The 22,879-nt window shown below is 32.7% G+C and carries 24 protein-coding genes and 1 pseudogene; 18 read left to right on the forward strand and 7 right to left on the reverse strand.

The genetic code is table 11. The annotated features are described in order from the left end of the window. Nucleotides 1–6: 6 nt before the first annotated feature. Nucleotides 7–1,542, reverse strand: coding sequence for a DUF4270 family protein (locus P8625_RS11770; protein WP_279650650.1), 1,536 nt, complete (start codon nucleotides 1,540–1,542; stop codon nucleotides 7–9). Further along, complete coding sequence (locus tag P8625_RS11775) at nucleotides 1,542–2,357, reverse strand: glycogen/starch synthase (protein WP_279650651.1); 816 nt, start codon at nucleotides 2,355–2,357, stop codon at nucleotides 1,542–1,544. Before P8625_RS11775 ends, P8625_RS11770 begins: the two co-directional genes overlap by 1 nt. A gap of 96 nt (nucleotides 2,358–2,453) precedes the next feature. On the opposite strand from P8625_RS11775, the pseudogene panC reads away from it, so the two are divergent. From panC to P8625_RS11855, 16 genes and pseudogenes are all read left to right on the forward strand, one after another. Beyond that, nucleotides 2,454–3,301 (forward strand): annotated as a pseudogene (gene panC / locus P8625_RS11780) (pantoate--beta-alanine ligase). Nucleotides 3,302–3,398: 97 nt separating this feature from the next. Continuing rightward, entirely contained in the window at nucleotides 3,399–3,749 is a 351-nt protein-coding gene (gene panD / locus P8625_RS11785; RefSeq protein WP_279650652.1) for an aspartate 1-decarboxylase, read from the forward strand. 1 nt (nucleotide 3,750) lies between these two features. Next, the gene (locus P8625_RS11790) at nucleotides 3,751–4,704 is read left to right on the forward strand and encodes a lysylphosphatidylglycerol synthase transmembrane domain-containing protein (RefSeq protein WP_279650653.1); all 954 of its coding nucleotides are present in this window, start codon (nucleotides 3,751–3,753) and stop codon (nucleotides 4,702–4,704) included. Between the two features lie 242 nt (nucleotides 4,705–4,946). Then, a complete protein-coding gene (locus P8625_RS11795) occupies nucleotides 4,947–6,866 on the forward strand; it encodes a hypothetical protein (RefSeq protein ID WP_279650654.1) in 1,920 nt (639 codons plus the stop codon). Nucleotides 6,867–6,870: 4 nt separating this feature from the next. Beyond that, nucleotides 6,871–7,782 carry an HNH endonuclease gene (locus tag P8625_RS11800; RefSeq protein ID WP_279650655.1) on the forward strand — a complete coding sequence of 304 codons (912 nt, stop codon included), beginning with the start codon at nucleotides 6,871–6,873 and terminating at the stop codon, nucleotides 7,780–7,782. Nucleotides 7,783–7,791: 9 nt separating this feature from the next. Next, the gene (locus P8625_RS11805; RefSeq protein WP_279650656.1) at nucleotides 7,792–8,214 is read left to right on the forward strand and encodes an SMI1/KNR4 family protein; all 423 of its coding nucleotides are present in this window, start codon (nucleotides 7,792–7,794) and stop codon (nucleotides 8,212–8,214) included. 587 nt (nucleotides 8,215–8,801) lie between these two features. Next, nucleotides 8,802–9,236 carry an EndoU domain-containing protein gene (locus P8625_RS11810; protein WP_279650657.1) on the forward strand — a complete coding sequence of 145 codons (435 nt, stop codon included), beginning with the start codon at nucleotides 8,802–8,804 and terminating at the stop codon, nucleotides 9,234–9,236. A gap of 17 nt (nucleotides 9,237–9,253) precedes the next feature. Continuing rightward, entirely contained in the window at nucleotides 9,254–9,616 is a 363-nt protein-coding gene (locus P8625_RS11815; RefSeq protein ID WP_279650658.1) for a hypothetical protein, read from the forward strand. Nucleotides 9,617–9,640: 24 nt separating this feature from the next. After that, nucleotides 9,641–10,324: an EndoU domain-containing protein gene (locus tag P8625_RS11820; RefSeq protein ID WP_279650659.1), complete on the forward strand. Its 684-nt coding sequence runs from the start codon at nucleotides 9,641–9,643 to the stop codon at nucleotides 10,322–10,324. A gap of 2 nt (nucleotides 10,325–10,326) precedes the next feature. Then, entirely contained in the window at nucleotides 10,327–10,680 is a 354-nt protein-coding gene (locus P8625_RS11825) for a hypothetical protein (RefSeq protein WP_279650660.1), read from the forward strand. A gap of 251 nt (nucleotides 10,681–10,931) precedes the next feature. After that, nucleotides 10,932–11,297 carry a Maf family protein gene (locus P8625_RS11830; protein ID WP_279650661.1) on the forward strand — a complete coding sequence of 122 codons (366 nt, stop codon included), beginning with the start codon at nucleotides 10,932–10,934 and terminating at the stop codon, nucleotides 11,295–11,297. Nucleotides 11,298–11,518: 221 nt separating this feature from the next. Continuing rightward, on the forward strand, nucleotides 11,519–11,926 hold the full coding sequence (locus P8625_RS11835; protein WP_279650662.1) for an SMI1/KNR4 family protein: 408 nt from the start codon (nucleotides 11,519–11,521) through the stop codon (nucleotides 11,924–11,926). Between the two features lie 136 nt (nucleotides 11,927–12,062). Then, the gene (locus P8625_RS11840; RefSeq protein ID WP_279650663.1) at nucleotides 12,063–12,527 is read left to right on the forward strand and encodes a hypothetical protein; all 465 of its coding nucleotides are present in this window, start codon (nucleotides 12,063–12,065) and stop codon (nucleotides 12,525–12,527) included. Between the two features lie 258 nt (nucleotides 12,528–12,785). After that, the gene (locus P8625_RS11845) at nucleotides 12,786–13,145 is read left to right on the forward strand and encodes a hypothetical protein (RefSeq protein ID WP_279650664.1); all 360 of its coding nucleotides are present in this window, start codon (nucleotides 12,786–12,788) and stop codon (nucleotides 13,143–13,145) included. A 450-nt stretch (nucleotides 13,146–13,595) separates the two neighbouring features. Next, nucleotides 13,596–13,964: a hypothetical protein gene (locus P8625_RS11850; protein WP_279650665.1), complete on the forward strand. Its 369-nt coding sequence runs from the start codon at nucleotides 13,596–13,598 to the stop codon at nucleotides 13,962–13,964. Between the two features lie 19 nt (nucleotides 13,965–13,983). After that, nucleotides 13,984–14,367: a hypothetical protein gene (locus P8625_RS11855; RefSeq protein ID WP_279650666.1), complete on the forward strand. Its 384-nt coding sequence runs from the start codon at nucleotides 13,984–13,986 to the stop codon at nucleotides 14,365–14,367. A gap of 233 nt (nucleotides 14,368–14,600) precedes the next feature. Here P8625_RS11855 and P8625_RS11860 read toward each other — a convergent pair whose 3' ends face one another. After that, complete coding sequence (locus tag P8625_RS11860) at nucleotides 14,601–14,837, reverse strand: transposase (RefSeq protein ID WP_279650667.1); 237 nt, start codon at nucleotides 14,835–14,837, stop codon at nucleotides 14,601–14,603. Between the two features lie 507 nt (nucleotides 14,838–15,344). On the opposite strand from P8625_RS11860, the gene P8625_RS11865 reads away from it, so the two are divergent. After that, entirely contained in the window at nucleotides 15,345–17,810 is a 2,466-nt protein-coding gene (locus P8625_RS11865) for a DUF5686 and carboxypeptidase regulatory-like domain-containing protein (protein ID WP_279650668.1), read from the forward strand. 9 nt (nucleotides 17,811–17,819) lie between these two features. Then, nucleotides 17,820–18,062 (forward strand): molybdopterin converting factor subunit 1, encoded by a 243-nt coding sequence (moaD, locus tag P8625_RS11870; RefSeq protein ID WP_279650669.1) that lies wholly within the window; start codon nucleotides 17,820–17,822, stop codon nucleotides 18,060–18,062. A 3-nt stretch (nucleotides 18,063–18,065) separates the two neighbouring features. Here moaD and P8625_RS11875 read toward each other — a convergent pair whose 3' ends face one another. From P8625_RS11875 to P8625_RS11890, 4 genes are all read right to left on the reverse strand, one after another. Beyond that, nucleotides 18,066–19,190 (reverse strand): adenosylhomocysteinase, encoded by a 1,125-nt coding sequence (locus P8625_RS11875; RefSeq protein ID WP_279650670.1) that lies wholly within the window; start codon nucleotides 19,188–19,190, stop codon nucleotides 18,066–18,068. A 34-nt stretch (nucleotides 19,191–19,224) separates the two neighbouring features. Beyond that, nucleotides 19,225–20,007, reverse strand: coding sequence for a methyltransferase domain-containing protein (locus P8625_RS11880; protein WP_279650671.1), 783 nt, complete (start codon nucleotides 20,005–20,007; stop codon nucleotides 19,225–19,227). Nucleotides 20,008–20,120: 113 nt separating this feature from the next. Further along, on the reverse strand, nucleotides 20,121–20,402 hold the full coding sequence (locus P8625_RS11885) for a DUF3817 domain-containing protein (RefSeq protein ID WP_279650672.1): 282 nt from the start codon (nucleotides 20,400–20,402) through the stop codon (nucleotides 20,121–20,123). 11 nt (nucleotides 20,403–20,413) lie between these two features. Then, nucleotides 20,414–22,879 (reverse strand): TonB-dependent receptor, encoded by a 2,466-nt coding sequence (locus P8625_RS11890; protein WP_279650673.1) that lies wholly within the window; start codon nucleotides 22,877–22,879, stop codon nucleotides 20,414–20,416.

Consider the following 22,879-nt stretch of genomic DNA (forward strand, 5'->3'; position numbering starts at 1 on the left):
TAATTCTTATTTTTCTTTTGAATATGATATTTTTAAAACAGCTCTTTTGGTTTCGTTAGCTGTAATGTCTCCATTAAATAACCTTACTGCTCTAGGGTTCCAGTTATAGGTGCTAACAGAAGTACTAGTTACAGGAGTGTCTGTAGGATTGTAAACTTTTAAAATTAAGGGTTCTGCAGTTGTGTCTTCCTCACCAGATAAAAGATTAGAAATGTAGTTAGTGATTCTAAATGTATATTTTTCGGGGCTATCGTCCTCTTTCTCTAAGTTTCCTCCAAAATTTACAGCTTCAATGTATGCATCTATTAGTTGCGTAGGAGAAGTACCTCCTGACTCGTTTTCTTTATTTTGATATAAAAACAATCTCTGAGGCAGGATACTTGCATCATCGCTAATTTCATTGTTTACGTAAAACGTAAGAGAAGCGTCGTTAACAAGCCAATTATTACTTCTTAATTCTTGAAGTTTTACATCATCTATAATTTTAACCTCTGCCATACTTCCCGCTGTTCCTTGAATTACAAAGCTGTTAGCAGTTGAGGTAGTAGAAGGCGTCATTTTATATACACTATTTTGTATACCTGATAAAGGGAAATTATATTTTCTATTTATAGTGTCTGTTACTGTATTAGAAGCATCAACTAAATATTTCGTATAATGAAATTCTAATGATGGACCAGGAGATGCTGTTAAGTTGAAAGGAACTAAAGAACCATCTGTGCCAGAAGCCTCAATAATAAGACCTCTAAAATAGTTTTCAAATTCTTCTTTCGATGAAAATTCAGAACTCTCAAATTTGTCCCAAAAAAGACTTTTCATTTTCGAGACATCTAACGGAATCGCTAAAAAAGGTACAGCGATAGTTTCGCCATTATTTGTTCTTGTTGCTTTTACAATCTCTTCATAGGTTTTAGAAGGATTAAACCTATCTATTCTTTCGTATGAAAAAACAGTATCTTTTTCTGATGGTTTGAAGGTAAAATCAGAAGTTTCGTTTAAAACTTGAATACTTTCGTAATCGAAGTTAGAGAAAAACGAGTTTCTTTTAGAAGGGTCGCTAGGATTTAGTGTGTTTAGATACGTGTTATTCTGTTTAACCATAACAGAGGTACCCACATCAACATTACCTAAAATAGAATCTAATTTATAGGTGGTAATTCCGTCTGCATTTTCTCCTTGCGAAGTCGAAATATAAGGTAGTTTTAGTATAACCTTATCTAAATCGACAATAGTATCATTACTAGCACTGTTTTTTAATCCAGCAACATATCCTACTTGAGAAACAATAGAAGCTTCAATTTTTTCTGCATTAGGGTTGTTATATACTCCCAACCAATATTCGCTAATACTAGCGTTGATGTTATCGGCTTGTACGCTGTCAATGTTAATAGGAGTTATTTCTACATCTAATAAAAACTCTCCTGTTTCAAATTTATCGTTGTTAATGACGTTTGTTCCTACATCACTAAAGTCTTTTTCACAAGCTATATTAGCTGCTAAACATAGCAAACTAATACCAATGGCTCCAATTTTTCTAATCATTATTCGCTTAATTCTAAAACGTTCTCTTTATAAAATTCTATGTATGCTTCGGTTAAGTTTTCTTCTGACTGAAAGTCTAAAATTTTAACATTACTTTGTTCAATAAAAGCTTCAATTTCTTCGGGTAAACTCTCACTGCCCTTTATAATAGCATCTGAATTTTCAATAGCACTCTTTAAAAGATTATTATGACTCGGTGTTTCGATTGTCGCTACTTTAGCATTTTCAATTTTATCAAAACGAATTTTATTAGCCAACTCGTTATTCAAATCTTCAATAGTACTATTATAAAGCGAAGTTACAATCTTACTTTCAGTGAACAACGGTTCTTCTTTATAAAATTCTCTTAAATATAAAGGTAATAGTGAAGCCATCCATCCATGAACATGAATAATATCTGGAGCCCAGTTGAGCTTTTTAACCGTCTCAACCACACCTTTTGCAAAGAAAATCATACGTTCGTCGTTATCGTCAAACAGCTTATCATCTTCATCAGAGTACACCGCTTTACGCTTAAAGTATTCATCATTATCAATAAAATACACTTGCATTCTCTCTTTAGGAATCGAAGCAACCTTAATTATCAAAGGCATATCCATGTCGTTAATAATTAAGTTCATTCCCGATAGGCGAATTACCTCGTGTAACTGGTGTCTTCGCTCATTAATAACCCCAAATCGAGGCATGAAAATACGGGTTTGAATTCCTTTAGAATGTGCATTTTTAGCAACGTTAAATGCGGTAGATGATAATTCTGTTTCTGGTAAATAAGGAATTACCTCTGATGAAACGTATAAAATTCTCTTATCCTTCATTAATCGATCTCTTTTGTTGAAAGGTGCAAAAATACGAAAATTAATGCAAAAATCGTGTTAAATTACTAATTTTGCACGCATTCCTATTAATAAACAATGAAAGTTTTCACCACAAAATTCGAGTTGAGAGAATTTTTATCAACTCAAAAAAAACACGGAAAGTCTATTGGATTTGTCCCAACCATGGGGGCATTACATCAAGGACATCTTTCGCTTATCGAAAAAGCAAAAAAAAAAGCGATATTACTGTAGCTAGTATTTTTGTTAATCCTACACAATTTGACAATAAAGAAGATTTAGAAAAATATCCCAAAACATACGAAAACGATGTCGCATTATTAGAATCTGTTCGTTGTGATGTGCTATTTTTTCCTTCAGTAAAAGAAATTTATGCTGAAAACATCGCTTCTGAAAAGTTTGATTTTGACGGATTAGAACACCAAATGGAAGGAAAGTTTAGAGAAGGACATTTTGATGGTGTAGGAACGATTGTAAAAGCCTTATTCGAAATAGTGGAGCCTAATACTGCTTACTTCGGAAAAAAAGATTTTCAGCAATTACAAATCATTAAAAAACTAGTCAAAAAATATAGCATTCCTGTTACCATAAAAGGAATGCCAATTTTTAGAGAGAAAGACGGATTGGCGATGAGTTCTCGAAATACGCGTTTAACTACAGAATATCGAAAAGCAGCACCTTTTATTTACAAAACGCTTAAAAAAGCTAGAAAGAAGTTTGGCACAAAAAGTGTTACTGAAGTAACAGAATGGGTAGAAAAACAGTTTGAGAAACATCCGTTATTAAAACTCGAATATTTTACCATAGCCAATGAAGAAACATTGCAAACAGCAACCGATATAGAGTCCAATAAAAAGTACCGTGCTTTTATCGCTGTTTTTGCAGGAGACATTCGCTTAATTGATAATATAGGGTTGAAGAATTAAATAACAAGACTTTATATAGGTAAAAGTGACGTTTTTAAAATGTTAAAATCATCAAAAAACAAGATAGTATTCATTAAAAAACAACTATTTTTGCAGCATGTTAGTACAAGTAGTAAAATCTAAAATACACCGTGTTAAAGTAACGAATGCGGATTTAAACTATATAGGAAGCATTACCATTGATGAAGATTTAATGGATGCGGCAGGTATTATTGAAGGAGAACGTGTTCAGATTGTAAACAACAACAACGGTGAACGTTTAGAAACCTATGCAATTCCTGGTCCGAGAAAAAGCGGTGAGATTACTTTGAACGGTGCGGCAGCACGGAGAGTTCAAAAAGGCGATGTGCTTATTTTAATCGTATATGCTTTTATGGAGCTAGAAGAGGCTAAGAAATTCAAACCACAATTAGTATTTCCGAACGAAGAAACCAACTTGTTAGAATAGTTTGAGTTCACCAGCCAAAAAAATCATAAAAATAATACTACCTCTCATTTTGGGAGGTTTTTTAGTTTGGTATTCCTTATCAAAAATTTCAGTAGAAACCCTTGTACAGTATTTTAAAGATGCGAACTATTTATGGATAGCATTAGGGTTGTTCTTCGGAATTTTAAGTCACTTATCGCGAGCCTATCGTTGGAAATTTTTACTAGAACCCATGGGATACAAACCCGATTTTGGGAATAGCGTGATGGCGGTTTTGGTGGCTTATTTAGTAAATTATGCCGTACCAAGAGCAGGAGAAGTGTCGCGAGCAGCAGTGATGGCAAATTATGAAGACATTCCGTTCGAAAAAGGTTTTGGAACCATCGTTGCCGAACGAATGGCAGATTTACTCATGATGCTGAGCATCATACTAATTACCCTCTTTCTACAATTCGATTTTATATATGAACTACTAACCAAAAATTTCGACCCACTTAAAATAGGAATCCTCTTAGCTGGTTTGGTATTGATTTTTATGATTTTTACACGCTTTGTAAAAAAGGCAACATCTGGTATCGGACTGAAAATCAAGATTTTTGTTGTAGGATTGATTGAAGGAGTGACCAGTATTTTTAAAATGAAACACAAATGGACGTTTATTTTTCATACGGTGTTCATTTGGGTAATGTATGTACTCATGTTTTGGGCAACCATTCCAGCAATTGACGGACTGCAGGTTCCGTTAGGAGGGGTGCTCATCGGATTTATCGCTGGCGGTTTTGCCATTGCAGCTACCAATGGAGGAATAGGCTTATACCCTGTGGCAGTTGCCGGAGCCTTGGCTTTATTCGGAATTGCAGAAGAACCCGCCACCGCTTTTGGGTGGATTATGTGGACCGCTCAAACCGCTATGATTATTGTCTTTGGCGGACTAGCATTTGTGTGCTTACCTATCTATAATAAAAATTCAAAATAAATCATTTTACATAAATATTAAAATTATTACAAAATAATTATGTTTATATTTTGTAATATGTAAATTTATTGTATCTTTGTAGCGTGATTCAATATAAAAGTTGAGTCGAATAGCTATTAGAATCAAACAAATGTTAGGTTTTTGGAGTTTTACCTTAATACTTCTTTAAAATTCCACCTAAGCTTTCAGAATTACATCGTAGCCTTTGCTACCCAAGAATTTTTTAATGTAAAACTAAATGTATGAATGCTTATGAATATGGGTTGAAGCACTTTTCTGTAAAGTACCAACCCCAATCCAATTGCGTTGTATTTAACGACAAATATATTATTGATGGAGACGAGGAAGAACATACCCAGTCCGAATACGTTCCTAGCTTGTTTAGGTACATACAAGTGGCTCAGGTATCAGAAAAAAAGTATACACAACTCGCCAATCCTAAAACAATAGATGCCGATACGGTAGAAGATTTTTTAATTCCAAACAATTATGTAACCATTACACAAGACAATACGTTGGAAGAGCTTCCCAATGCGTATGTAAAGGTGTATGAGTATCAGGGGAATTTTTATGTAAGAACCGAAAAAACAGGAACACAACACTTAGAAGAAGTCGAAATAACAGCTACTAGAAACAAAGGCTATAGAAAACCTAAAATTTTTGGCTTAGCAGATATTAAGCTGCGAGAAATTTTAGAAGACACCTCTGTTTCACTCATTTTCTTTTTTACCGAAGACGGAGCCGTATTAGAAAAGGCGTATGCAAGTATAGATACTATAGAACCTAATGAAATAGTATTCTTTTTAGAAAAAGAAAGCTTGTATAACCCTATTTCTGTAGCAAAAATTAAAGTAGGACAAGGCATCACAAAAGATAAGCAGCTACCCTTTGATGCCATTGCAAAACTCGCACAATTAATGGGCGTAGCCATAGAAAAAAAGAATGTAGAAAACATTTTTAAAATACACTTTACTACTGAAAAAGAAGGTACAACTACGATTGTGTATCAGGTAGGAAATTATGTATTTGAAGTAACAAGCGAGGTGTTAAGAGGCTTGTTGGGAGACCCTTTGGTATTGATTGGTAACGAATTCTCAAAAGTATTTAAAGCCAATCCAAACCGTTGGCAATACTATAACAAAGACGGAAGTGTCAGCAAAAAGTTTACACCTTTTATTCCAGAGTTTAAAGAATTTTTAAAATCCGAAGAGAAAAAAGAAAGCAGCACACAAGAGGGCGCTTTAACAAGTACGCTTACTGCCGTAAAAGAAGCCCTAAATAAGGCTACCAACAAAATAACCAACGAGGCTTTTAGAAAATTGTTAGTTCAAAAACTGAACTTTATACACAAACTACTAGACGAGTTAGAAAACCTATACCAAAGTTTTCAAAAACTCATCAGCTCAAAAAGCATGCATATCTATTTCAATGCGTTGTTTGTGGGGGTGTACAATAGTGTCATAGAAGCTATAGGAGGCATTATTACCCTAGTAGGTCATATTTTAAACCTACCCTCTTACCTGATGAAAACAAGTAAAAAAACATTTTCACAAAGTATAGCGATAGGTAGCGAATTGTTAGAAAATGCCATAGAAACCTTTTTAAAAATATTCTCTATAAAAAATATCAAGGCATACTATTCAGGAATAATTAAGCTTGCAAAAGTATTTATGTACTTGTCAGAAAACCCAGACATCATTGTTTCTAAGCTAGCCGATGGGGTAAACTATACAGCGACTAAAATAGATAGATTAGGTTACGGTATGGGGTATGTAGTAGGCTTTGTAATAGAGGAAATTTTAACGGCGTTGGCAACAGGAGGTGCGAAAACCATTGCAAGTGCTTTTAAGTTAACGGTAGAAGGATTGTCAAAAGTAGTACGTACGATAAAAAATACGCCCAACATAGTAGTGAACAAGGCTTCAGACTTTGTACAATCACTTATAGCGTTATTTAAAAAGTTAAAGCAATTAGATGTGGTAAAACTCATAGACGATCTGATTGTTTGGATACAACAATGGATAAAAACCACGAGGCAGTTGGCGACTGAAAAATTTGACAGTCTATTTAACTTCACAGAGAAGTATTGGTTGCGAAAATTGAATTTAGCACCAACAAAATTTGAAAATTCACTATTAACCTTGTGTCCTATAAAAAAGTAGCTATATGAAAAAGATAATTAGATACGTTCTCAATTTGTACAGAGAAAAAAAGAAGAGAGAAGCGCTGTTAAAAAACCCTAATTTAAAAATTAAGTTTAAAAAAAGTACCAGCCTCATTTTAAACTGTATGGGTTTTTTAACAAAAAACGGTAAGGAGGTATTAACCTGGAATAGTGTAGAACTGGTCACAAAAGAAAAAACGGGAGATTATAAAAACTTTTTTAAGAAAGTATATGAAGAGTCTAGAGCTAAAAAAATAAGTCCACATAAATATTTGGATGAATTGGCAGAAATAAATAACTTAAAACGTATAGCCATTTCTTCTAAAAACAATGCTTTAATTGATTCTAAAGGTTTTTATAGAGTATTTGGAGATGATTTAATTGAAAAATATCAAAAGCTTATTAAGTATCCTAAAAGGAATGAACTTATTGAGAAAAGTAAAAAGGCTTTGAAAAACGACTCCAAAAAGAAGCATTTGAAATATAATAATAAAGATACGCCTGAAGTGCCTTATAGTGATTTTGGAACATCCCCTACATTCAAAGGTATGAAAGCATACTTAAAAAATGGTAAATTTGGAAATGGTATAGTACCTAAAGGAGCAGAGAAACTTGTGGGTGATATGAAACAACTTGTCATAAAACATCAAGGTGAGATAAGAACCTACGTGACAGGTGACCGCCCATCAGATTTTAAAAATTGTTGGCGTGCTATGGGAGTAACTGATGAAAAATTGATTAATAAATACGAGTCTCTTAGAAAGAAATTAAAATTAACATGGCATCATTTAGATGATTTAGACGATAGTTTGAAAAGCACTTTTCAATTAGTTGATAGGGAATTACACGAATTGACTACTAAGCACATGGGAAGCCATGCACAGTTGTTAGAAGTATATAAACAATTAAAATAATAAATAAATATGATGATAATATTTGATAAAGATTATGATTCTGTAAAACAAGAGGACATTGAAAACTTAGAAAAATTAATAGGTAGTGAGTTACCTGAAGATTACAAACAACATATGCTAAAATATAATGGAGGGAGTATCCCTTTATGGTATGAATATATTTTTATTCATAATAAAAGGGAATTATCTTTGGAAGGTTTTCATCAATTAAAATATGGTGATGACAATGTCGAATCATATTTTGGACACAAGCATGATTTCTTATACCCAAATTTGTTACCAATAGGAGCTATTACAGGGGGGTATATAGCTATGGGATATCAACAGGAGAATAAAGGAGAGATATATGTGTATTTTTCTGATGAAGATCCATATAAAATAGCTAATTCATTTAATGAATTTATTGAAGGTATAGAGGTTAGAGAGATTTAAAGTTTATAATATAAATACCTTAAATGGAAGTCTGATCTATTGTTGTGTAGTGAATTGTATCAATGGTTTGTTGTCTGTTGTAGGAAAAAGCAAAAAAATAATAAGATGTTATTCTAAAACTCTTTTTTCAGATAAAAATAGAGCGCAGTGCAATAAAAAAATTAAAATAACTAACTACTCTAAGCTTTTTTAAGAAGTTAAAAATTTAAAAATGAGCATGCATTTTTATTTTTTGTTAACGCAGCCCGCCTTTTGGTGGGCTGTTTTTTGGGAAGCCTACAGGAAAATTTGATTTAACAGATGCAGAGGGAAATATCTTAGATACCAATTTAAGTGAAAGAGTAGTAGCGGATAAAATAGATGACTATACAAAAGCTGCCAAAAAAGAAGGGATTTCTGTTAAAGAGTATTTCAAAAGAAAGCTTAATTTAAAGAGGTTTGGATTTAGTGTATTTAAGTTCTCAAATAGATTTGACGATCATTTAAAGTTTGGGCATATAAGAGTTGAAGTAATCAATAACTCAGTTCCCAGAAGACTAGCTGATGGTTCACCAAACCCCAAAAGATTAGAGGAAGCTTATGAATATTTGGTAGGTAAAGGAGGTAGGAGTGCTAATGGGTTAGCGCAAGGTAGAGTTTATAAAATAAAATCTTGGGGAGGAACCCATTTTTTAACAAATATAGACAACATAAATGTTAGAATAGCAAGTCCAAAAAGTACTTTGTCTGGCAACATAGCAACATATAAATTGCCAACAGGAGAAACCGTTAGAAAAGTGCAATTAGAATATTATATTGAGGAAACCAATACATGGAAATTAAAAAATGATGCAAGTACGATGTGGCCTAAAAGTTGGGATATTCATAAAATCAAAGAAGTTATTAAAGAAGCTTCTAATAATATTTTAGAGTTTAATGGTATCAATAAATTTAGAGGTCTATCAAAAGAAGGGTATGAAATAGAATTTTATATAGATGGGTTAACCAATGAGATTACTACAGCCTATTTATATTTTGATTAAATGTAAAATAATAAAATATGGAAAAATTGAAATTTATAAAAACGAAAACAGGATCTAATTGGGTTCAGCCTAAAAACATTAATTATCTTTTATTAAGTGAATTTTTAGGAGATTACGGTAGACATTTCCCGAGTCAACAAGACGAAACCATTGAAAATTTAGAATTGGTATTGTCAGGAGAAAAAACTTTTGATGACATTCAAGACCCTGAGGTATACTGGAGTTTTGGAGGTGGCTTAGGTTTAGGGTATTTTGAAGTGGAAGGAACAACTGCTTATTTTGAACCAGATAAAGAATTAACCGATGCTCCAAGAATAGTAATGCCTTTAGAAGAATTTATTAATATACTAAAGGAATGGAGAGCTTTTTTAAGAAGTTAAAAATTTAAAAATGCGCATACATTTTTGTGTTTTGTTAGTGCAGCCTGCCATTTGGTGGGCTGTTTTTTTTTAACAAAAAACGGTAAGGAGGTATTAACCTGGAATAGTGTAGAACTGGTCACAAAAGAAAAAACGGGAGATTATAAAAACTTTTTTAAGAAAGTATATGAAGAGTCTAGAGCAAAAAAAATAAGTCCACATAAATATTTGGATGAATTGGCAGAATCTGTTAGATTTAGAAACCTTAGGAAAGCTGCATATATTAAATGGATAGAAAAATTTGAGAAAAAATTCCATTTGCATTTTGATGGAGAATTAAAACTTGAAAGATTGAGCAGAAGAGATGGGACTCAGGTCTTAAGAGGTACGGGAGGACATAATCATCTAGTAATTGATAAAAATATTAGGATTAGAAGATATTTAACAGAGCCAGTAGACGACAAACCTTTTGATGCTTTAATAAGTGTTCGGTATAAAAATGGACAATGGATTGATAAAAAGGCTAAATCTAGTATGTTTCCAAAAAACTGGAATGAAAAACGAGTTAAAGAAGAAATAGCTTTGATTTATGATAAAATGATTAAGGAAGGGTTCGAATTAAAGTTTCCAAATAATAAATATACAGGTAAAGGTTCTACAGGTTTTGAGATAACTATTGAAATAGATAATTATGGTAATTTAACAAATGCATATCCAAATATAAAATAAAAATGAAATATACGTATACAACAAACCCATATAAACAAAAAGGGGTAAATAATTTTTATGGAGTTGAATATGATTCAATTCCTGAAGGAGAAAAATCTTTAATAGAGATAGGATGGGGAGGATGGACAGTAAAAGAAGTTCAGAATCTCATAGACAAGACAAAATCTTTGGAAGGAGAAGATTATTTTGATTATATCGTAGAAGGAAGCGAATTAAGAATTTGTATTGATAACGAATACGTTTTGTTTTTTGACTGGAGAACAGAAACTATTGATGAAGATTTCAGATGGACAACAATAAAGTTTTTGGATTTTATGGAGTCTTTTAAACTTTTTTTGGAAGAAAACGGAAGATAATTATAAAATGAGCATACATTTTTATTTTTTGTTAACGCAGCCTGCCATTTGGCGGGCTGTTTTTCAAAAAATAAACACCTGTAAATTAGCATATTAACAAAAATAAAGCAGTTATTAAGGAAACTTCTAATAATATTTTAGAGCATTATGATAATCTATTTGTTGGTAAAACTTCACAGGGATATAAGGTAGAATTTAGAATAGATAGAGTAAAAAAAGAAATAGACACGGCATATTTAAAAGTTTAAAACATGAATAAAATAGAATTTATTGATTTAGAAGAATATAATGATAAAGTTTGTAGAGCTAAAGATAAAGCATTTTTACTACTAACTTATTTCTTAAATGATTTTCAACATAATTTCTCCTACCTACAAGACGAAACTATTGAAAATTTAGAATTGGTATTGTCAGGAGAAAAAACCTTTGATGATATTCAAGACCCAGAAGTGTATTGGAGTTTTGGAAGTGGTTTAGGCTTAGGGTATTTTGAAGTTGAAGGAACAACTGCTTATTTTGAACCAGATAAAGAATTAACCGATGCTCCAAGAATAGTAATGCCTTTAGAAGAATTTATTAATATACTAAAGAAATGGAGAGCTTTTTTAAGAAGTTAAAAATTTAAAAATGAGCATACATTTTTATTTTTTGTTAACGCAGCCTGCCATTTGGTGGGCTGTTTTTGCTAGAAATATAAAGTATGATGCTATTCAAATGAAAACCTTAAATGTACAATGCAGTTAGTGATTAGAGATGCTCATGAAGCAATATTAACACACTTGGGTTCAGCAGGTCAGTTTAATAATTTATTAAAAATAACAGAAGAATACTTATAAAAATGATACACTTTGAAAATACTAAAGAACCTGTTTCAGTTCAAGAAATAAAAGAGTTTGAAACAAAATTTAACATAAAATTTCCAGAATCATATAAGTTACATATTTTGAAATATAATGGAGGATATCCATCACTAGATATGTATTTTGGAGACTTTAATATACCTATCGATTCCTTTTTATCAATAAAGCATGGTAATCAGACTATAGAAAGGGTTATGAATAATTTAAGTAATGTATTAAAAGGTAAGGAAGTGCCTTTTGCAAGGAGTACAAGTGGAACCATTTATATGTCATTAAAAGAAGAAGATTATGGAAGTGTGTATGTGGCTTATTCTGAATGGAATCCTAAGCTTTTAGCCAAGACGTTTGATGAGTTTATAGAAGGAATTCATGAAGATGAAATTTAGGAAATAAAAAAAGGAAGATAATTATAAAATAAGCATACTTTTTAGCGCGGACTGCCATTTTGGTGGGCTGTTTTTAATTACTCATACAAAACCAAAACTTTCCAACTTTTAAACTCTTTTACTTTCAAACGCAAAAATGGCAGAAACAAAAATAGATTATAAAGGAGGTAAAGGTTTTTGGATAGCAGAAATTTATATGGAATTAACATATGAATATATACTACAGGCTTTAGAAGACAGCGAAGAGATAATACCTTTTAAAGATGATTTAAAAGAAGATATTAATTTTTTTGTTAATGCTTATGGTAAAGGGATGTTAACTTTATTGTGGTTTAATTTTATTAAAACTGATGAAGATGAAAAAATAATGATATGTCTCTTAAACAGAGCAAAAAAAATACTTGAATCCAAAGGAGATTATATTGAAGTTGATGAGTTAAATGGATATGAAGAAAAGAAGGAGGAAATGGCATCCAAATGGCCTAAGCCTATAAAAACTACTGAGATTATTAAAATAATTGATACTCTTATTTTAATGTTAAAAGGGGAATGGGAAGAAACTAGTTATAGTATGGAGATTGAATATTCATTCATAGATTAAAATTTTCTTAAAAATGAGCATACATTTTTATTTTTTGTTAACGCAGCCTGCCATTTGGTAGGCTGTTTTTTAACAAATAAACACCTATAAATTAGTATATTAACAAAAATAAAGCAGTTATTAAGGAAGCTTCTAATAATATTTTAGAGCATTATGATAATCTATTTGTTGGTAAAACTTCACAGGGATATAAGGTAGAATTTAGAATAGATAGAGTAACAAAAGAAATAGATACAGCATATTTAATTTTTGAATAAAATGAAAAAAATAGAATTTAGTAGAGATAATGGTACTGCTTGGGTAAAAATTAATGATGATAAATTTAGATTAATTTTTCATTTTTTAAATGATTTTCAGCATAATTTTCCATACTTGCAAGACGAAACCATTGAAAATTTAGAATTGGTATTGTCAGGAGAAAAAACCTTTGATGATATTCAAGACCCAGAAGTGTATTGGAGTTTTGGAAGTGGTTTAGGCTTAGGGTATTTTGAAGTTGAAGGAACAACTGCTTATTTTGAACCAGATAAAGAATTAACCGATGCTCCAAGAATAGTAATGCCTTTAGAAGAATTTATTAATATACTAAAGGAATGGAGAGCTTTTTTAAGAAGTTAAAAACTTAAAAATGCGCATACATTTCTGTGTTTTGTAAGAGCAGCCCGCCTTTTGGCGGACTGTTTTTAACAAATAAATGCCTAGAAATTAAAAATTAGGATATTAATAAACTTGAGTTAGTGATACAATATCAAATTAAATTACCTAAAAATAAATAGCGTGTTATGTCGATAGAGTGAAGTATGAGTGATGAGACATCTCAATGATATAAGTTACTTATTTAAATAATATTCCTACCTCTGGTCGGAATAATGTTTTTATTTTTTTAAAGACAAAAACTTAAAAATCAACACTTTGTAGTCTCTAGCTCACATTAATAAAAGACCAAGACAGGCATATGATAAGTTCGATAAATACGAAGGTATTTCTGCTGGCGGATTTAAAATAAGAATTGAAGTAGATAAAAAAGGAAATATAATGAACAGCTTATCCAATAATTTAAATTAAGAAATGATGAATTATAAGTTTAAAACACAAAAGTTAGATATTGAGAAATCAATATATTATTTTATAGAGTTAGATAATGAGAAATATTATTCATTAGGTAGGTTAAGTGAGTCTAATTGGACACCTGAAAAGGCTCAAGAACTACTTGATGAAATTGAGTTAAGTAGAGAAAAGGAGAAAGAAGACGAATATATTTGGGCAAATGAAGATGTAACGTTGTATTCAAATAAACATGGAGTATTTTTAATTGATGAAATAGCCATACGCTATGGAGAAAGAGATAGCGAAAAGATTGGACTAGAATTATCTCACGATGATTTCATTTTGTTTATGAAGGACTTCAAAAGCTTTATTGAAGAAAATACAAATTAAAGAGGTGTTAAAAAGTTTTATGAAATATAAGTTATACAAATGGCAACCCACAACCTATGAATATATGATGGTTCAGGTTGAAAAACCCTATGATAGGCTATCCTTAATTTTTGAAGGAGACGAAACAAGTGAAGAACTAACCTATTCAATTAACGAGATTGAAAAAGTTAAAAAAGGAGTGCTAGAAGAAGGGTATACCATGGGGAACGAAGCAGGGTTTATTGGGCATGCCTTTGGTCCAGATGCGACAGCTAGTGAGTTTCCCGAAGGAGGCTATCAAGTATTTGATTCCTTTACTTTAGACGAACATGGAGATACCAAAGAACTGTTTACGGTTCCTTTAGATGAAATTTTAAAGCTATTAGAAGACTTTAAAGAGTTTTTAATAAAAAACGGAAGATAATTATAAAATGAGCATACATTTTTATTTTTTGTTAGCACAGCCTACCATTTGGTGGGCTGTTTTTTAACAAATCAATGCCTAGAAGTTAGAATAAGACCTTTGAAAAAACACGTTTGAATTTTAATTCCAGTATTTTGATTTTCAAGCTTTGAAAAATTAGCGGATTTTTTAGATTTTGATGATTTTTATTGGTTCTACTTTCCTTTCGACAGCATTCTTCCTCTTTATTTTACTCAATTTTTGGTTATTTGACACTCCAATCCTGAAGAACGTTTGAGATTATGTGCTATTGCTTCTAACACATGTATGGAATGTACTTTATCCTTGTCTTTCAATTTAGTAGCTCTAGAACTAAACCATCTCTTTAGACTGCCAAATGCTATTTCTACTACCCAACGTGTTTTACTAATAGTTTTATTACGGTATACTTTATGCATGATGCTGCTTTTGCTTCCTTTATCCTTAAGCATTTGGTATTAGATTTGCTTTTGTAACCTTTGTAAGCCATTACTTGTTTATGTTGCGATTTAGGAATTTTAGTTATAAATGACACTAACCAAATACTAATTAGTTGCATCTTAAATAATAGCAATGGCTTTAGTTTCTAGTTCTTTCTTGCCTGCTTTATAAACCTTTTTTAACTACTTCTCTGTAGGAACCCAATCTATTAGTTGTTTTACCTGTTGAAAAATGTATTCTTATAGATACGCACTCCGCATACATATCACTAAAACCCATTTGTATTCTATTTTAAAATTTATAAATCATCTAACACAAGTTACAAATTCTAATAGAAAAATAGAATTTTTAGAGTTTGTTGCAAAGGTCTCTTTAAATATACTTCAGAAAAACACTAAAAACTATTGTAATGTGCACATTTCTCCTCCTTTTTAATAGAACTTTGCAACTTATTTAACATTTCTCACATATACGTTATAAAATTCTTCTTGTATGTTTGTTATGAATAATTTACTACTATGAAAACCATCACTACATTTTTATGTTTCGTATGCACTTCAGTTGCTTTTTCTCAAATTACTGGAAAAGTTACCGATGCTAAAAATCAACCCATATCTTTAGCAAGTGTGTACCTAGAAAATACCATAACAGGCACCACCACCAATACGAATGGCGAGTATGAATTAGCCCTTACACATAAAGGAGAATACACCGTAATTTTTCAAATGTTGGGGTATAAAACACTCAAAAAAACAGTTACAATTAGTGCTTTTCCGTTTACACTGAACATCACACTGCCTGAAGAAGAGGTTACTTTAGATGAAGTGGTTGTTTCTTCAAAAGAAAATCCTGCCAACAAAATCATTAGAAATGCCATTGCTAGCAAAGCCAAAAACACAGATAAATTTGCTGAGTATACTGCCGATTTTTACTCTCGTGGGTTGTTTAAGGTAAAAGACTTGCCCAAGAAATTTTTAGGACAAGATATTGGCGATATGGGTGGGGGATTGGATTCTACTAGAACTGGTGTAGTATACCTTTCAGAAACTGTTTCAAAAATTGCATTTCAAAAAAAACCAAAAAATTTTAAAGAGCATATTATCGCTTCAAAAGTAAGTGGGCAGGATAACGGAATTAGTTTTAATCAGGCAGAAGAAGTCAATTTTAACTTTTATGAAAACTCTTTTAGTTTAGCTGATGTTCAGGTTATTTCTCCGATAGCTAATGGTGCGTTTGGGTATTATAATTATAAACTAACCGGTGTCTTTTACGATAAAAACGGAAAACTCATTAACAAAATTCAGCTCTTACCTAAACGAAAGAACGATCGGGTTTTTAGTGGGTCCATTTATATTGTTGAAGACGATTGGGCTGTGTACGGTGCCGATGTAATTGTTACTGGTGCACAAATAAGTTTGCCCATGGTAGATTCGTTACACATCAAACAAAACTATAATTTCTCTGCTAAAAACAAGGCTTGGATTCCCGTTACGCAAACCATAGATTTTAAAGCGGGTTTGTTCGGATTTAACTTCAACGGACGCTTCTCTGCAGCGTATTCTAATTACAATTTCAATCCTGATTTTACTAAAAAAACCTTTGGTAATGAAGTGCTTTCGTTTGCCGAAAATGCTACTGAAAAAGACTCGGTGTATTGGAATAAAATTCGCCCTGTTAGCTTAACTTCAGAAGAAGTTGCAGACTATAAGTTAAAAGACAGTATTAAAACCATTCGAAAATCGAAAAAGTATTTAGATTCTGTAGATACTAAAAATAACCGATTTAAACCAATGGATATTCTTTCGGGTTATACCTACCGAAATTCGCACGACAAATGGTCATTGAGCTCCTCGTCTCCTATTGAAGATCTCAACTTTAATACTGTACAAGGTTGGAATACTTCTTTGGGACTTGATTATCGAAAATCGCTCAACAACAAAGGAAAGCGTTTTAGTATCGGTGCAGCCATTAATTATGGTTTTTCAGAAAAAAAACTGCGCCCTACTGCCAACTTTAACTACCGCTGGAATAATACGACACGACCTGTTTTAACCTTTTCTGGAGGAATTGCTACTCCTCAGTTCAATGCAAAACAACCTATTTCTAGGTTTTGGAACACGATAAGCTCTATTGGTTTTGAAAGAAACTATCTAAAAATTTATGAAAAAACGTTTGCCAAAACAACCTTTTCACAAGAAGTAACGAACGGGATACGACTGTTTTCTTCTCTAGAATTTGCCGATAGAAAACCGCTATTCAATACTACTGATTATGTAATGTTTCCGCAAGATGATGTCGATTACACCTCTAACAACCCAAAGAATCCTACTGATTTTTCAACAGGTTTTACACCGCACCAAATGTGGACTTTTTCGATAGGGGCGAACATTAATTTTGGACAAAAATACCTGTCTTATCCTGACGGAAAATATAACATTCCTAATCGCAAGTATCCGTCGCTATACCTAGGGTATCAAAAAAACTTTGGCTCTGGAAATTCTGAATGGAATTCGGACGTCATTTTTTCTCAACTTTACCAACAAATTAGCTTGGGCAACTGGGGTGATTTTGCATACAAAGCTAAGGGAGGAATGTTTTTAGAGAAAAAAGATATTCCGTTTATCGATTATGCTCATTTTAACGGAAATCGCTTGCTAATAGCTCCAAAAGACAACTATTTAAACATGTTTTACATGCTTCCGTATTATCAATTAAGTTCTAACGATACATACGCCGAACTTCACGGAGAATACAATTTTAAAGGAGCACTGTTGAGTAAAGTTCCGTTACTAAACCAACTGAACTTTCATTTGGTTACGGGAGCTAAAAGTTTGTTTACCGCAGGAAACAAGCCGTATACTGAATTTGCGATTGGATTGGATAATGTTGGTATTGGAAAATGGCGCTTTTTACGGGTAGATTTCGCGCGCTCTTACTTTAACGGAAAACATGAAAACCGCATCGTTTTCGGGATAAAATTGTAAATTTGTACTATGAAAATAAACATCCTCTTTTTTGGTATTGCTACAGATTTAATAGGCAGTTCTTCACAAGAAATGGAGCTTCCTAACCAAAGTTCTGTGGCTAGTTTTAAAGAATTTCTTTTAACAGAATTTCCTGAACTACAAAAAATGAGTTCGTATGCCGTGGCTATTAACGAAAGTTATGCTACAGACGATATTCTTATAAAAGAAAATGATGTCATTGCCATTATTCCACCAGTGAGTGGAGGCTAAAGGTTAACGCATTTCTAACCAAACGGTAGCAGGTATTTTTTCGAGTTCTTTATCTAGCGGATAAATTCCTGGCGAAGGGGTTTCTTCAAGCAATACTTTTATCAGTATAATAAGCTCTGCAAACAAAAACTCTACGATTTCATCTGGAACACTACTTCCTGTAAAATTAACAGGATATCCTTCATTTACCAATAAAATTTGTCTTCCATCTTTTAGAATATGGTTGTTAATATGACGGTGAATTGCTCGTGTTTCTTTCTGTTGCGATTTCAAATATGTCAAATCAATTTCTTTATCTTTAGAACTTCCGCTTACTAAAAAGCATCTAGAAGAGGCGCCATCAATAACATTTTTTGAGATAGAAAGCGTACCAGAAGCTCCTATAATTACAGAATAAGTTCCAACGTCGCTCGTAGACTTCAACACCTGAAATCCGTTTACAGCAGCTTCTACTAGCTTGATAACATCGGTATCATAAACCGTCACAGCCATTCCTCTTGCTCTTAAAGAATGAGCTACACCGCTACCAACCCATCCATACCCAAAAACACACGCCTTTCTACCCACCATGGCATAACCAATATCTCTAAGAATGTAATCTAAAGAAGCAACTACCGACTCGCCTACCATTTTTCCTTCAATTTCCTTTAACTTGGTTTCGGCACAATTAAGCTGTGGAATTTTTAATTTTTTAAGTTTTCTTGCTTCCCAAACACCTTGCTTGGTAACTTCTACAGCACCAATTACATGGTGCAAATAAGTATCGAAAAATTCATGTAAAATTCGAATGGTATACCCCCCCACTTCATGAATAAGAAGCTGATGTTTTTCCGTTTCACAGGCTTTAAAACAATTCTTGAGTTCGTTGATAATTACAGTATCTAGGGTGTCAAAATCGGGAGTTACTACTTTAATTCCTTTATTTCTAAGGGCCTCTATTACTTCATCAGATCCAGAATAACTGATACTAACCACAACACTAATAGGGATGTATTCATGTAATAACAACAATAGTCTCAAAGTATCTGGGTATAAATGCTGGACTACAAATTGTTTTACATTTTTATATTTTTTTAGACCTATTCTTCTTCTTACTTCATTTAAAAATGGTGGATGAAATGTATTCATGTATCTAAAAGTTACGTTGTTTTGAGCGCGGGGGTTATCGATTCTCTTTTTTCTTGGATAACACAAAAAGAATATCATTCGAATAGTAGTAAAATGGTTTCACCTTACCAAGTGTTCTAGACAACCATAAATCAATCGGTTTAAAATAAGACCATTCCATCACATTTTTTCGTAAGTACATAAACAAACGCCCGAGTTTATTCTCTGGTGTAAAGGATTTAAAAAACATGGGGAGAAAAGGAATGATTGATAAAAATCCTACACCTTGAACTTTATCTACAAAAAAGCTCTTTGAAAGCAGCGCCTTCCATTCTTTATGTGTAAGTCTTATTTTATGCTCAGGATAATGCAAGTGCGAAAATTTGAATCGATCTAATCGATACATTTGTGGCAGTGTTACGATTACTTTGGTATCTGTTGTTATTAAATCACTTATTTCGAGTACTACTTTTTCTAAAACATGACTATCTTCATGTAAGTGTTCAAGTACATCTAAAAGTAATAAAAAATCTGGTTTCCAAGGAAGTACTTCTTGAATAGGTTTGGGGTTGAGTAAATCACAAACAAAATCGGGTGCAAAAGAAGCTTCATAATCGACTCCGAAATAGTCAAAATTACATCCAAGGTTTTTAAGATATCTATAGGTGGTTTTTGTACCACACCCTAATTCTAAAATATTCAACCTTTTAGCATTATAAGACACCAATACATCGTTTACCAAATGAAATTTTACATGATTAAAAAGGGTATTATCTGGCACAGATAGTAGCTTTTTAACCAAATAGCGAGAGTTTATTTTTGGGGTGCTTTCAGTCATTTTAAAGTTTTATAGAACTCCTTAAAAATAGCATCATTTTAAGTGAAAACCCAAAAAATAAATTACCCCGAGGTAAGCATGAGGGAATTAAGCCCTTGGCTATCGACCTGCAATTAAGTTGTTTCTTTGTTTAAATAGTTGCCTACGAAAAACGTTCCGAAAGGTAATACAGAGAGCAAACATACAATTCCGAAGGTTTTAGTATTCCAGTTTAGCTCGTATTTTAACATAATGGCTAGCACAATGTAGCCAACAAATAGCAATCCGTGAGGCATGCCTAACATTTTAACATACGTTGGGTCTCCTTGTAGGTACTTGATTGGCACTGCAACAAAAAGCAGTAAAATATAAGAAATCCCTTCTAAAAAGCTTACGACTCTAAAAAAGTTAATCATGGGTGTTTTTCTTAAAAATTGGTTAGCAAAGATACTGAAATATTACGCCCTGGAGCCGAAATTCCCGAAGCAAATTCTTTATAATGCTCATCAAACACATTAGATAATTGAGCTTGTAAAGCAATATTTTTTGTGAATTGATATTTCCCATACAACCCAACAGTCATCCAACTAGGAGTTCCGTAATATTTATTAATGTCTTCGGTAGCTTCTGGGTTTACAACGGGTGTTTGTTCATGGTTGTCAATACCTTCAGTAATATTATACGATGAAATATCTTTCTTTGCATTAAAAACTAAGTTAGCTCCTCCTTCAAACTTATTATTTGCATAACTTATGTCAAAACGACCAAATAAGGGTGGTATAGACGACATTGGTTCGTTGGTGTCATACGCCTTGCCGTAGGTGTAGGTAACAAAACCTGAAGTATTCCAATTTCTGTGTAGTTTTCCTTGATAACTTAAGGTGGCACCCGTTACATAAGCCTGTCCTTTATTTACATTTGCGACAATTTCTCCCTCTTCTCCATCATACTCGATAGTTGAGTTTCCTTTCAACTGAAAATTCTCTCTGTAAATATAATTATTCAACAGGGTATAATACACATTGGCTCCCACTCTAAACTTTTTATTGTTAAAGTATTTTTGAGCTCCAATTTCAGCATTGTATGCGTGCTCAGGTTTTAGGCCTGTGTTCGGTACGGTTACTCTTCCGTTTTTCTCTCTTATTTTCCCAACGTCGTCAATATTTGGTGAACGAAAACCAGAGGACAACACGGTGTTTAATTGCCAATTTTTCGTAGGTTTATATACATAACCTATCGTAGCTGTGATAGATTGATTGTCTAGCTCAATATGATTTTGAGGAATATCGATAAACGTTTCGTCTAACCACCTTGCTTCCAACACTGTATGGGTTCCTCGAATACCTGTATTTAGGGTTGATTTATTGTTAATATCCTGACGATAGTCTATATAAAATGCAGTGCTTAAATAACTACTTCCTCCATCAGGATAACGAGACTGCACGGTAAAATCGCCATCAAAACCTATAATTTTATGATCTTTAAATCGCAATGTTTTTCCGTAAGAAGTAGAGGCAACATCGTTGTAGGCGACTTCAATTCCGTATCCTAAATTTCTATGCGCTGCTAACGGAACAGAGAAGTCTCCATTTAAACTAAAAACATCAACAGCTTCTTCTCTGTAAGACCGGTCTAAACTCCCGAATTTTCGTTGAATACGACTTTCTTTTATATGCTGATACGCTAAAGTAATCGTTCCGCTTTCCATCCATTTTTTCTTCGGATTGATAAGTAATTGCGGAGAAACTAACAAGCGTTCTTGCGGACCATAATACCATTCGGCAAAATTTAAACTTCCGTTTTTTAACTCGGTTAGCTTATCAAATCGAGGTATATTTGAAGAAATTGAATACTGTAAATTCAACTTAAAATCAGTGTTTTCTGAAAAAGGAACATAGAATTTTTGTAATACGTCTGTTTGACTGTAGCTCGTATTTCTTTGTAAGTTTGGGTCTGTGTTTACCACAGGGGTATCGTTATAATACCTACTGGTATTGTTGGAATAAAAAGGAACTTTTCCCCAATCACTAAAACCATGTGAGCGGTTTTTTCCCATTTTTAAATCATTAAAATTGCTGTAAGCTACACTTGTAAAAGAAGCCCATTTTTGAAATCTTAACTCTGTAGAAACGACATTGGTTACCTCATTATTTACAGAGCTGTATCGTAAAAATGTATTTCCTGTAACCTCACTTTCTTCTTCCGATAGTTTGGGAGTTTTCGTGTAATAATGAATCACCCCTCCTAATGCATCAGAACCATAAATTACTGAAGACGGCCCGAAAACAACCTCTGTTCTGTCTAATAAATTTGGAGCTACTGTAATCGAGTTTTGCAGGTGTCCTTTTCGGTAAATGGCATTGTTCATACGAACACCATCAACGACCAAAAGCACTCGGTTACTTTCCATACCTCGTAAAACAGGACTCCCTCCTCCAAACTGTGATCTCTGTACTTTAATTCCAGGTACTGCCGATAGCAAATCTGCCGAAGTTTGTGGTGATAATTTCTCTATTTGTTTTGAAGAAACTACCGCAATTTGTTCTGCAATGCGATTTGTTTTCTCTTTATTTTTAAAAACTGACACAACCACCTCATCTAACTGTTCAGAATTTTTAGATAAAAAAACATGGTAGTTATTACTTTTTATAGCCGATTTTTTCTCTTTAAACTCTGCATACGATACATGAGAAAAAATAAGCAGTTCGTTTTGTTTAAATTGAGAAACATTTACTTTACCAATCCTATCACTTACCGCCGAGATCGTTTTGTTGGTATTAAATACCGCAACGCCCTCTACAGGTTTTCCTGTTTCTGCATCGAAAATAGTTATTGTTTGGGAAAATATGGTACTTACAAGTAGTAAAAAAAATACAGTAATTCTGTGTTTCAT

Source organism: Tenacibaculum tangerinum (genome assembly GCF_029853675.1).
Taxonomy (GTDB): Bacteria; Bacteroidota; Bacteroidia; order Flavobacteriales; family Flavobacteriaceae; genus Polaribacter; species Polaribacter tangerinum_A.